Annotated in this window: 10 protein-coding genes; all 10 read right to left on the bottom strand. The window is 35.9% G+C overall.

Going from position 1 to position 11,889, the window contains the following annotated elements:
• Window positions 1-54: 54 nt before the first annotated feature.
• The gene (locus tag VB248_RS20555; RefSeq protein WP_323298713.1) at window positions 55-423 is read right to left on the bottom strand and encodes a hypothetical protein; all 369 of its coding nucleotides are present in this window, start codon (window positions 421-423) and stop codon (window positions 55-57) included.
• Window positions 424-788: 365 nt separating this feature from the next.
• Window positions 789-983 (bottom strand): hypothetical protein, encoded by a 195-nt coding sequence (locus tag VB248_RS20550; protein WP_323298712.1) that lies wholly within the window; start codon window positions 981-983, stop codon window positions 789-791.
• Window positions 984-1,347: 364 nt separating this feature from the next.
• A complete protein-coding gene (locus VB248_RS20545) occupies window positions 1,348-2,499 on the bottom strand; it encodes an aldose epimerase family protein (RefSeq protein ID WP_323298711.1) in 1,152 nt (383 codons plus the stop codon).
• Between the two features lie 577 nt (window positions 2,500-3,076).
• Window positions 3,077-3,736 (bottom strand): fructose-6-phosphate aldolase, encoded by a 660-nt coding sequence (fsa, locus tag VB248_RS20540; RefSeq protein WP_323298710.1) that lies wholly within the window; start codon window positions 3,734-3,736, stop codon window positions 3,077-3,079.
• Window positions 3,737-3,939: 203 nt separating this feature from the next.
• Window positions 3,940-5,433, bottom strand: a complete 1,494-nt coding sequence (gene araA / locus VB248_RS20535) for an L-arabinose isomerase (RefSeq protein ID WP_323298709.1) — start codon at window positions 5,431-5,433, stop codon at window positions 3,940-3,942.
• Between the two features lie 48 nt (window positions 5,434-5,481).
• The gene (locus VB248_RS20530; protein WP_323298708.1) at window positions 5,482-7,026 is read right to left on the bottom strand and encodes an alpha-N-arabinofuranosidase; all 1,545 of its coding nucleotides are present in this window, start codon (window positions 7,024-7,026) and stop codon (window positions 5,482-5,484) included.
• Window positions 7,027-7,146: 120 nt separating this feature from the next.
• Window positions 7,147-7,845, bottom strand: a complete 699-nt coding sequence (locus VB248_RS20525) for an L-ribulose-5-phosphate 4-epimerase (RefSeq protein ID WP_323298707.1) — start codon at window positions 7,843-7,845, stop codon at window positions 7,147-7,149.
• A 143-nt stretch (window positions 7,846-7,988) separates the two neighbouring features.
• Window positions 7,989-9,638, bottom strand: coding sequence for a ribulokinase (locus VB248_RS20520; RefSeq protein WP_323298706.1), 1,650 nt, complete (start codon window positions 9,636-9,638; stop codon window positions 7,989-7,991).
• A 109-nt stretch (window positions 9,639-9,747) separates the two neighbouring features.
• On the bottom strand, window positions 9,748-10,449 hold the full coding sequence (locus VB248_RS20515; RefSeq protein WP_323298705.1) for an NUDIX hydrolase: 702 nt from the start codon (window positions 10,447-10,449) through the stop codon (window positions 9,748-9,750).
• Window positions 10,450-11,456: 1,007 nt separating this feature from the next.
• Window positions 11,457-11,834, bottom strand: a complete 378-nt coding sequence (locus VB248_RS20510) for a TY-Chap domain-containing protein (RefSeq protein WP_323298704.1) — start codon at window positions 11,832-11,834, stop codon at window positions 11,457-11,459.
• Window positions 11,835-11,889: the final 55 nt, after the last annotated feature.

Genomic DNA, 11,889 nt, shown 5'->3' with positions numbered 1-11,889 from the left:
ACTCTATTAAGTACGCCCAAATAATATTTGGTCAAAATTTCAAAGAACTATGTTTTAATGCCAGAACTTAACAACCCTGCTATTGAGAGGGGAGATTTTGGAACTAAAAAGCCCCCTCTCAGCAGGAGAGGGGGTTGGGGGTGAGGTTGGTGCATAAGTCGTAGCAAAGTGTGCATAGCTAACAGTAAAGTGTGCATGAGCCGTATCAACTTGTGCATAGCTAACAGTAAAGTGTGCATGAGCCGTATCAACTTGTGCATAGCTAACAGTAAAGTGTGCATGAGCTGTATTAACTTGTGCATAGCTAAAAGTAAAGTGTGCATGAGCAGTAGCAAAGTGTGCATAGCTAACAATAAAATTTGCACGAGCAGTAGCAAAGTGTGCATGAGCAGTAGCAAAGTGTGCATAGATAGGAGCAAACAAAAATCCCCAAAGCTGAAATATTATTCAACTTTGGGGATTTTTGCCCTTGGTGGTGTTTTTACTGGGTCGCCAAGACCGCCAAACCTTGCGTCAGCAACTCGGCAACTAAAAATCTTCAAGATGATGAGTTGCTGACGCTCGACTCGTTGGTCTTGGCGACCCCAAGAAAAACTCCAACGATGGTGGAAATGACAAAAGTGAAATCAGCAAGACCCTTAATTTACAGAGCTTTAGATTCTTTATAACAGATTTTTAATGTAGGCGAAATACTCTTATACTTGGGAATATCCATTGGTTGGTTAATGAAAAAGCCGTCTGAATTTTGATTCAAACGGCTTGATTGATGAGGAGATTCTTCGTGAAATCTATTTTTCACTATTGAGTTTTTGCTGAATTTTTTTCACGAAATCTAAAGTAACGCCTGTGATTTTAGCAATCTTCTCAAGTGAAAAATCGCTTTCATGCAGTAAGTTAGTGACAAATTTAGTTTGCTCTAATTCCTTAGCAATCATAAAAGCAATATCTCTTTCTTCATCTATATATTTTGTGATACTGTCCATGATAATTTCTTTTAGTTTTTGTTCTAAATTACGCAATTGTGACAAGACAAGTATTACTTCGGATTAGTATAGTAATACCTAAAATATTTTTCATCAAACTCGGAATGACAGCCTCAATATTTTCCTTGAATATTTTATCGTATTGATTGGCTTGCTTTTTTGACTTCATTTGGTAGAAACGGATAAGTGTAGGTTAAAAATAGCAAGTTTTTGTAAAGTTTCAAATAAAAGCTAAAGTCAGTTTGATAAAAATGTGGTTTTGAATATTAGTACTAATAAAAAAACTGCCACAAAATCCCAATCAATGGAATCTTATGACAGTTTTTTATCTCAAAGCTCATCACTCAAAGCTGACAGCTAAAAGCTATTTTGCAGAGAATTTATAAACAGTAGTGGTTTGGTAAGTTTCGTTTGGTTTTAACACTGTGCTTGGAAACGCAGGCTTGTTTGGCGAGTCAGGGTAATGCTGAGTTTCTAAACATAAGCCCGAACGGTGTTTGTAAATAATCCCGTTTTTTCCTTTGATTGTTCCATTCAAGAAATTACCTGTATAGAATTGAATCGCTGGCTCAGTGGTAAATACTTCTAATACTCTTCCGCTTTTAGGTTCATACACCGTTGCCGCTGGCTTTAATGTTTTTGACGAATCTGTTAAAACCCAACAATGGTCATAACCGCCCCCAGCTTTGATTTGCGTATCAGTAGTATCGTTAATACCAGCACTGATTTTCTTCGATTTCAAAAAGTCGAAAACATTACCCGTTACAGGTTTTAATTCTCCTGTTGGAATCAAAGTTTTGTCAACTGGCAAGAATTTATCAGCATTTAGTGTTACTTCATGGTCAAGAATATCACTATCTAAATTACCATTCAAATTGAAGTAAGTATGGTTGGTTAGGTTGATAATCGTTGTTTTGTCGGTAGTAGCTTTGTAGTCAATTTTCAAAGCATTATTTTTTTGTAAAGTATAAACTACTTCAACAGATAAATTGCCGGGATAACCTTCTTCGCCATCTTTTGCGGTATAAGTCAATTTCAAAGCTGGCTCTTCGCCTTCAATTGGCGTAGCTGTCCAGAGTACTTTATCAAAACCTTTCAAGCCACCATGCAAAGCATTTACGCCATTGTTTTGAGCAAGAGTATATTCTTTACCTTCGAGTGTGAATTTTCCGTTAGCAATTCTGTTGCCATATCTACCGATTAATGCACCAAAATATGGAACGCCTTTGTTGTAACCAGCTACTGAATCACAGCCAAGAATTACATCTTCATATACTCCTTTATTGTTTGGAGCAGTCCAAGAAACAACTGTACCACCAAAATTTGAAATTTTCACTTCCATGCCAGCGGCATTTTTCAAAGTATAAAGTTCGGTCTCTTGTCCGTCGGTAGTTTTTCCAAAGCTTACTTTTTCAATCATGTTTTTTTCACTTTCTTTTTTAGAGGTATCGCAAGACATCATCGTTACACAAGCCAACAAGAACAAAGTTGCTGCTTTTTTTACCTGTTTTTTCATTGTTAAATATTGTTTTTGGGTTGATTTTAATTTACACGAATTCAAATCATTAGATTATGCTGAAAAATCATTCTGTTGGCAAAATAGAAAGAATCATTGAAATACATCATGCTTATTGTTTCATAATGTATTCAAAAAGCGTCATAAATGGTTGAAGATTAATGACGCTTTTGAAAAATGCTGAATTAGGAGTGAGGACAATATTTTTACTCCGTATTAGTATTCCGAAGCGTTTAATTATTATTGGAATGTATTTTGACTGTCCAAAATGTTTAATGACCGAATATTATTCTGTAAAAGACCTCACCCCCAACCCCCTCTCCTGTTGAGAGGGGGCTTTTTAGTTCCCAAAGCTCCCCTCTCAGCAGGAGAGGGGTCGGGGGTGAGGTCATTCAACATAGAATATTTGGCTGTTACTTTCCTTTTGAATAGCCACACTTGAAACGGCAAAGCAAGAGTTGCCGCTACATTATAATTAATATTGTGCTTTTTTATACTTTATCATACCGATAAAACAGGTAATGATAAACCTATGTATAATACTAACTCCTCATTCAAAACTCAGCCCTCCAAACTCTTACAGTCCCGCAGATTTTTTGTGGTCAGCCAAGAATTTTGCTAAACCGCTATCAGTTAATGGGTGATTCAACAGAGCCAAAATAGCTGAAAGTGGAGCAGTAATCACATCAGAACCAATTTCAGCACATTTCAAGATATGGATTGGATTACGCACCGATGCCGCTAAAATTTCAGTTTCAAAACCGTAATTATCAAAAATCAAACGGATTTGTTCGATTAATTTAAGTCCATCCATAGAAATATCATCTAAACGACCTACGAACGGAGAAACATAAGTAGCTCCAGCTTTGGCAGCCAATAAAGCTTGTCCTGCTGAGAAAATTAGCGTACAGTTAGTTTTAATACCAATGCTTGAAAAATACTTAATCGCTTTGATACCGTCTTTAATCATCGGAATTTTTACTACGATATTCGGGTGAAGTGCCGCTAAAGCAAGACCTTCTGCAACCATTCCTTCGTAGTCGGTAGCAATTACTTCGGCAGAAATATCACCATCAACAATTTCACAGATGGCTTTGTAATGGTTGATTACGTTTTCTTGTCCGCTAATATTTTCTTTTGCCATTAAAGATGGATTGGTAGTTACGCCATCTAAAACGCCTAAATCGTGTGCTTCTTTGATTTCTGCAAGGTTTGCAGTATCGATAAAAAATTTCATTTGTTTATTTATTGTTAAAGGTTGAAAATTAGTTTTGAGCAATAAGCTTTAAGCTTTGAGCTATGAGCCTTGAGCTATGAGTTTTAATACTTGAGCCTTTTTAGCTCAAAGCTCACGGCTCAAAGCTCAAAGCTGACTGCTCACAGCTAAAAAAAGATTCAAGCCCCTTAAAAAGAGGCCTAAATACAAAATCCAATTTTAAATTATCTTCTATAAAACATTGAGTTCCAACGCAATTCATTTTTGAATTGGTATAAATCTGTCTTTTCATTAATCAATAAGTACTCGATACCTGCAATTTCAGCGAAGTCTGCATAATACTCTTGGCTAAGTGCTTGAGAGTAAACGGTATGGTGAGCACCACCTGCTAAAATCCATAGTTGTGCGGCTGTTTTCAAGTCAGGCTTAGTTTTCCACAATACACGAGCAACTGGCAATTTTGGTAATTCAGCCGCAGGTTCGATAGCTTCTACTTCGTTTACGATTAAACGGAAACGTCCGCCCATATCAACCATTGAAGCATTTAACGCTGGCCCAGCAGGAGAGTTGAATACCAAACGAACAGGGTCGGCTTTGCCACCAATGCCTAATGGATGGATTTCGCAAGTTGGTTTTCCTGAAGCAATCGTCGGACAAATTTCCAACATGTGCGAACCCAATACTTGGTTGTTGTTTGGCGAGAAGTGATAAGTATAATCTTCCATAAATGAAGTTCCACCTGCCAAGCCTGCTGCCATTACTTTTGAAGTACGTACCAAAACAGAAGTTTTCCAGTCGCCTTCGCCACCGTAACCGTAGCCATCAGCCATTAAACGTTGCGTAGCAATGCCCGGTAACTGAACCATTCCGTGTAAATCTTCAAAAGTATTCGTATAACCTTTGAAATTTCCTTGCGTCAAGAAAGAACGCAAACCAGCTTCAATTCGGGCGATTTCTATTAAGCTACTTCTTTGGCTACCGTTTACTTTTAATGAATCCATTAAAGTATATTGAGCTTCGTATTCTTCAATCAAAGCATTGATAGCTGAATCGCTTACTGAATTAATAATACCTACTAAATCACCAACTGGATGCGTATTTACTGAGTAACCAAATTTGATTTCAGCTTCTACTTTATCGCCTTCTGTAACGGCAACAAAACGCATATTATCGCCAAAGCGAGCAAATTTTGCTCCTTGTAAATCGTTCCAAGCAGAAGCAACTCTTGTCCAAACGTTGATTCTTTCGTGAACTTCTTCGTCTTGCCAGTGACCAACCACAACTTTACGAGCGATACCCATTCTTGCACCAATGAAACCGAATTCACGGTCGCCATGTGCAGATTGGTTCAAGTTCATAAAGTCCATATCAATATCAGCGTAAGGAATTTCAGCGTTGAATTGCGTATGTAAATGACAAAGTGGTTTACGTAAGATTTTCAAGCCATTAATCCACATTTTAGAGGGTGAGAAAGTGTGCATCCAACAAATTAAACCAATACATTTTGCATCAGAATTTGCTTGAATTGCTAAATTGTAGATTTCCTCTGGCGTTTTTAAAACGGGTTTAAACACAACAGTTACAGGAATTTTTGAAGACTTGTTTAATGCGTCTGCAATAATTTTAGAATGCTCATCTACTTGTTTAAGCGTTTCTTCGCCATAAAGATGTTGGCTACCTGTAATAAACCAAACTTCGTTTTGTTTTAAGTCAATCATTTTAATAATTATAATTTGGTGAACACCAGAATGTTATATGATAAAGATTTATTTTAATTCCAATACTGCCACAGAGAAAGCAGGTAATTTCACTTTTAATTGATTTCCTGAGATTGTTGCTCCAGAAAATGCTTTTGGCTGAATCTTGTTTGGATTATCGAAAGTATTGTGGTCTCTTAATTTTTCAGCAGTTAAAATTCTTCCAGAAACTGACACATATTTAGCACCTTTCAAATCAATCGTGATTTCTTGAGGATTTTTAGGGTCAACGTTTGTTAAAGAAATGTGAGTTAAACCTTTAGCATCTTTTGAAGCCGAAACAGAAACAGCAGGTAATTTTTCTCCTTCAAACACAAAGTCATTACTTTTTACTTTGATTGGCAGTAAAGTAGCATCTTGGTGAACATTGTACATTTCCATTACGTGATAAGTAGGAGTGAGCAACATTTTTTCTTCTTTAGTAAGAATTACCGCTTGTAAAACATTCACTACTTGTGCCAAATTCGCCATTCTAACACGGTCAGCATGATTGTTGAAAATGTTTAAAGTAGCTCCTGCAATCATGGCATCTCTCATGGTATTTTGTTGAAACAAGAAACCCGGATTTGTTCCATTTTCTACATTATACCAACCGCCCCATTCGTCAACTACCAAAGCAACTTTCTTTTTCGGGTCGTACTTATCCATTACTTCCGAATGTTTTGTTACCAATTCATCCATCAACAAAGCCTGTTGCATCGTTTTGAAATACTCTTTATCGGTATATTCCGTAGCAGAAGTTTTTTGACCTTCGCCCCAGCTTAATACTGAATAATGGTGAATAGCAACCCCTTCAAGCATTTGATGAGGAATGTTTTTCATCAAAGTTTCAGTCCATTTATAATCGGCATCACTTGCACCAGAGGCAACTCTGAAAAGTCCTTTTTTATCTGCACCAGCCATGAAAGTAGCATACTGACGGTAAATGTTAGCATAATAATCAGCTGTCATGTTTCCACCACAACCCCAAGCTTCGTTACCAACACCCCAGATAGCCACATTCCAAGGTTTTTCACGACCATTTTGCTCACGTAATTTTGACATTGGACTTGTTCCAGCAGCCAAGTTGATATACTGAGTCCAGTCTTTCAGTTCTTGTACAGTTCCACTACCTACGTTACCCGAAATATAAGGTTCAGTACCTAATAGCTCGCACATATTTAAGAAATCGTGTGTACCAAAAGAATTATCTTCAGTAACACCACCCCACCAAGTATTAACCATTGCAGGGCGTTGAGCTTTTGGACCGATACCGTCTTTCCAGTGATAAGTATCAGCAAAACAACCACCCGGCCAACGTAGATTAGGGATTTTTAATTTTTTAAGAGCGTCAACAATGTCTAATCTAACACCATCTTTATTAGGGATTTTAGTGTTGTTTTCACCCACATAAAAACCACCGTAGATACAAGTACCCAAGTGTTCGGCGAAATGTCCGTAAATGTGTTTGTTAATCGTTACTTTACCAGAATCGGCTTGCAATGTCACTAAATTCTGAGCATTTCCTAAGTAAGAAAGCCCTACAAATGCCATTGCGAATAGTTGTTTTTTCATCGTTTTTTTGAGGATTTAATTGGAATAACATTTAATTGTGAATGAGTGAGTTAGTGAATGGTGAGTTGTGAATGTAAGCATAGTTGTATTCCACATTCATCACTCAAAACTCCTCACTCATTAACATCCTTGACCGTAGTAGGCACTTTTGCCATGCTTACGCTCGTAGTGTTTTTCGATAAGGGTATCTTTCAAACGGTTTACTCTTGGATTTAATGTACAGGTCAAATAAGCCATTTGAGCCACAGCTTCTAAAACACCTGCATTATAGACGGCTTTTTCGGCATTTTTTCCCCAAGTAAAGGGAGCGTGATTTCCCAGAAGAACCATTTCTACTTCTTTGTATGAGAGACCTTTTTTCTCGAAATGGTTCATGATTTGAAAACCAGTTTCGTATTCATAATCGCCTTTAATCATTTCATCACTCATTGGCGGAGCACAAGGTACATCAACAGTCAAGTGGTCGGCATGAGTAGTTCCTAAAATAGGAATATCCATTTGTGCCTGAGCAAAGGAAGTAGCATAAGTAGAATGTGTATGAACGATAGAACCGATTTCAGTCCAATGTTTATACAATACTGCATGCGTTTTGGTATCAGAAGAAGGGCGGAAATTTCCTTCAACTACTTTTGCATCAAAATCGCAAATCACGATTTGGTCAGCCTGTAAAGATTCGTAAGGCACACCGCTTGGTTTAATAGCAAAAACACCTTTTTCTCTATCAACCACACTTACATTTCCGAAAGTAAAAACAACCAAACCCAATTTAGGAAGTTGCATATTCGCCTCAAAACAGGCTTGTTTAATATCTTGATACATGATTTTAAATATGAATTATGATGTATGAATTATGATGTATGAGATACGAATTATGATATGTAATATAAGAATGACAAAAAATTCTAATTAAGTATTTTAATTTTCAAACGATGTTTCATCAATCATATATCATAACTCATACATCATAATTCATAACTCCCTTCAACAAACGCTCCCAAAGCCACATATTTTTCATAAAGCTTAGCATACAAAGCAACGTTTTCAGCAATTGGAAAGTACGTTTTATCAAAACCGTTACCCATTGCTGCCACAGCCGTATTAACATCTGGATAAATGCCAGCCGCCACAGCCGCATACATGGCAGCACCCAAAGCAGGAGCTTGTTCTGAAGTAGCAATTTTTACAGGCATATCTAAAACATCAGCCAATGTTTGCATCACAAAATCTGATTTTTTAGCCACACCACCCATACCTACAATTTGCTTAATATCAACGCCTTCATTTTTGAAACGATCAACAATCGCTTTTGAACCAAAACAGATGGCTTCAACCATGGCACGGAAAATAGCAGGAGCATCAGAACCCATTCCTAAGCCCATAATAGCACCTTTCAAAGCTTGGTTAGCATCTGGAGTTCTTCTACCATTTACCCAGTCGAGGGCAACTACATTTTTCTCTGAAATAGGAATAGCCGCCGCTGCTTTTGAAAGACTTACAATGATAGAATCTTCAATTTGTTGTTTGATTTCTGGAGCAATATCAGCATTTTGTACTGACCACATTGTTAGGTTTTTAAACCAAGCCAACAAGTCTCCAAAAGCCGATTGACCAGCTTCTAAACCTAACATACCCGGAATAATTGAACCATCAACCTGTCCACAAATACCACGAACGAGTTTATCACCAATTTCATCAAAAGGAGCAACCATCATGTCGCAAGTAGAAGTCCCCATTACTTTTACCAAAGTAGCCGATTCAATTTCTACTCCCACAGCACCAGCGTGAGCATCGAAAGTACCTACCGAAATAATAGTTTCAGTACTTAAACCCAATTTTTCGGCCCAAGCTTCACATAAATTACCCATTGCTACATCAGCAGTGTAAGTATCTTCAAATAATCTTGAACGTAATGCAGCCAAACGGCTATCGAATTTTCCTAAATATTCTTCCGAAGGTAAACCTCCCCACGACTCATGCCACATTGCTTTATGACCAGCCGCACATCTACTTCTTTTTACTGAGCTTACATCATCGCTTCCCACTAATACCGACGGAATCCAGTCGCAATGCTCTAACCAAGAATAGGCAGCATTGGCAATACTTTCATCTTCACGAGTGATATGTAAAATTTTTGCCCAAAACCATTCTGATGAATAAATTCCCCCTTCAAATTGTGTATAATCAACGCCACCCCAAGTACGAGAAACTTGGTTGATTTCTGCTGCTTCGTTTACTGAAGTATGGTCTTTCCAAAGTACAAACATCGCATTTGGATTTTCCTCAAAACCAGCGGTTAAAGCCAATGGAGTACCCGTTTTATCAACTGCTACTGGCGTAGAACCCGTTGTATCAACAGTGATACCTTTCACCAATTCTGGGTTTACCTCTGGTGCTTTTGCCAAACAATCTTTAATAGTACTTTCTAAACCTTCAAGGTAATCTAAAGGATGTTGACGAAATTGGTTTTTAGCAGGTACGCAATATTTTCCTGCTTTCCATCTTGGATAATAAAAAACTGATTGGCTGATTTCTTTGCCGTTTGTCGTATCAATAAGTACTGAGCGAACAGAATCTGTTCCATAATCAACACCGATGACGTATTGGTTTTTCATGGTTTAAATAAATTTTTGTGTCGAAATGACACAATTGTTTGTAATATTTTAAAATGCGTTGAAAATCAAGTCTAAAATAAATTGTAAGGATTTTTTATTGGTTATTTCATTACCATTTAAAATCGGAAATGAAATTGTGGAAATCGTTGAAATTGTTTTTATACTTTTCTGCATCAAGTTGATATAAAACCGCTTTTTTAGTAGCAGAATGTTCGTTTTTTTCGCCTGTATCAATCAAGAGTCCAGTAGAAATAATTTTTCTGCTAAAATTCCTGCGGTCTAATCGCATATCATAAATAGCCTCATAGAGTCTTTGCAGTTGTGGAATCGTGAATTTTTCGGGTAATAATTCAAATCCAAGAGGGTGTAAAGCAGCTTTATATCTTAATTGAGATAATGCCAAGTTTACCATTTTGTTGTGGTCGAAGATTAAATCTGGTTTTTCTTTGAAATTGAACCAATAGCCATTCATCGAACGTGATAGTTCAGAATCATGTGCATGGATGTTAATCAAGGCAAAAAAACACACAGAAACAGTTCGCTCTACCGGATCACGAGTAATTTCCCCGAAAGCCTGCAACTGTTCCATATATACATTTTCAAGACCAGTCAATTCATTTAAAACACGTTTTGCACCTTCCTCCAAATCTTCTGACTCATTTAAAAATCCACCCATCAACGACCACTTGCCTTTTTCAGGTTCAAAGTTTCGCTTAATCAGTAGTAATTTTAATTCGTCACCATCAAAGCCAAAAATTATACAATCAATGGCTAATAAGATTCGAGTTTCATGTGTGTATTTTTGAAGCATCTTTCGTGTATTAAATAGATTGTGTAAATTTAACACGATTTATTTAATACAACAAAATCTTTTAAAAAGAAAATTTGATAATTTGAAGAAATATATCAATGAAATGGAGGATTTTGGAAGAATTGAGCAAGTAAGGTAGAAAAAGATTTAAAATTGGACTAAAGAGGGTATAAAAAACAAATGCAAATAAAGAATCAGGCTACACATTTTCAAGAATGTATAGCCTAATTCTTTATTAAAAATGTTAGACTTGAGTGAAATTCTTTTTCTCAGCTGCCACTTTATCCGAGTTAGGTATGATAATAAAGTGTTTACCACAGCTTGGACATTTATAGTATTTGAAATCTGGGAAATATGAAAGGAAAAGTTTTACCTGAAAAGGTCTTTTAACTCTGTCACAATGAAGGTTTCCACAGCTTGGACACTTATTAACATCGGTTTTTCTTAGAAAGTAAAACGCCAGATAATAGATTTGCAAAGCAATAATTAATATTAAAGCTGAGTAAAAGGGATGATAAATTAAAAAATCCATATTTTCTTGTGTGTGTTAATGGTTTTAAGCAAATTCTATATACGTAATATAAAAGAATATAACTCAAAATTTACCTTATAAATGGCTAAAGTTTATATGATAATCAAACATTTATTTAGATAAATCTTTTAATACAAGATTGTAATAAAAATAAAATATTGAGTTGTTTAAAGAATTAGTATTATAATATTCTAATGCTAATTTCTATATTTTTTTTAAATCTACAAGGTAATTTTAAGGAAATTTTAATATTGTGGCATTAATAAAGTACAAAATTTATTAGTTGGTACAAATTGCACTTTTTTAACTTTTTAAACTTTTAGTTTATCTTGGTTTTATCTAATTTAATTTCTGTTACTTTTTTTCAAAAAAAAGAAATTAAGGGATAAAAGAATTATTTTTTGTAAAAAAATAAGAATATTAAAGCTGTTAATGAACATAAGATAATTCATTACTCAATTTTTTAGGGTTAAACTTATCCTAAAAAATATTGGAAATGTTCTTTTTTAATTTCATTTGCTCCGTAAACTTCTGAAAGCGTTTGGGCTACAAAATCTACTATTTTTTCGAGGTCTTTTTTATCGTTTACTGTTAGTTCTGTTGAGAAGTTTACGTTCCCTTCTGAAGGCTTTTTCCAACCTAACTCAACTAATTTTAAAAGTTGAGATTCACTAAGTTTTTTGGCAGCAGGCAAGTACTCATTAGAAACGGCTTCACAAAAAACTTCATTTGCCCCTTTAGAACTGGCAGCTTGTAGATAGTAACTGTCTGCAAAATCGAGAGTGAAATAGTTTGATTCGCCACCTTCTTTTAAAATTTTTTGAAAGGCTGTTTGAATAAGAGATTTGTTCATTGTTTTATGATTAATTTAGACAAAGTTAGAACAAATACATAACATGGCTAAAGCT

Source organism: Arcicella rigui (assembly GCF_034929435.1).
GTDB lineage: Bacteria > Bacteroidota > Bacteroidia > Cytophagales > Spirosomataceae > Arcicella > Arcicella rigui.
Note: the sequence above shows the minus strand (reverse complement) of the source record. Positions and strands in the feature narration are given on the sequence as shown.

Excerpts from the sequence above, each read along its gene's own strand:
- VB248_RS20530 (WP_323298708.1), bottom strand. The coding sequence starts at position 7,026 with ATGAAAAAACAACTATTCGCAATGGCATTTGTAGGGCTTTCTTACTTA.
- VB248_RS20520 (WP_323298706.1), bottom strand. The coding sequence starts at position 9,638 with ATGAAAAACCAATACGTCATCGGTGTTGATTATGGAACAGATTCTGTT.
- fsa (WP_323298710.1), bottom strand. The coding sequence starts at position 3,736 with ATGAAATTTTTTATCGATACTGCAAACCTTGCAGAAATCAAAGAAGCA.
- VB248_RS20525 (WP_323298707.1), bottom strand. The coding sequence starts at position 7,845 with ATGTATCAAGATATTAAACAAGCCTGTTTTGAGGCGAATATGCAACTT.
- VB248_RS20550 (WP_323298712.1), bottom strand. The coding sequence starts at position 983 with ATGGACAGTATCACAAAATATATAGATGAAGAAAGAGATATTGCTTTT.
- VB248_RS20545 (WP_323298711.1), bottom strand. The coding sequence starts at position 2,499 with ATGAAAAAACAGGTAAAAAAAGCAGCAACTTTGTTCTTGTTGGCTTGT.
- VB248_RS20510 (WP_323298704.1), bottom strand. The coding sequence starts at position 11,834 with ATGAACAAATCTCTTATTCAAACAGCCTTTCAAAAAATTTTAAAAGAA.
- araA (WP_323298709.1), bottom strand. The coding sequence starts at position 5,433 with ATGATTGACTTAAAACAAAACGAAGTTTGGTTTATTACAGGTAGCCAA.
- VB248_RS20515 (WP_323298705.1), bottom strand. The coding sequence starts at position 10,449 with ATGCTTCAAAAATACACACATGAAACTCGAATCTTATTAGCCATTGAT.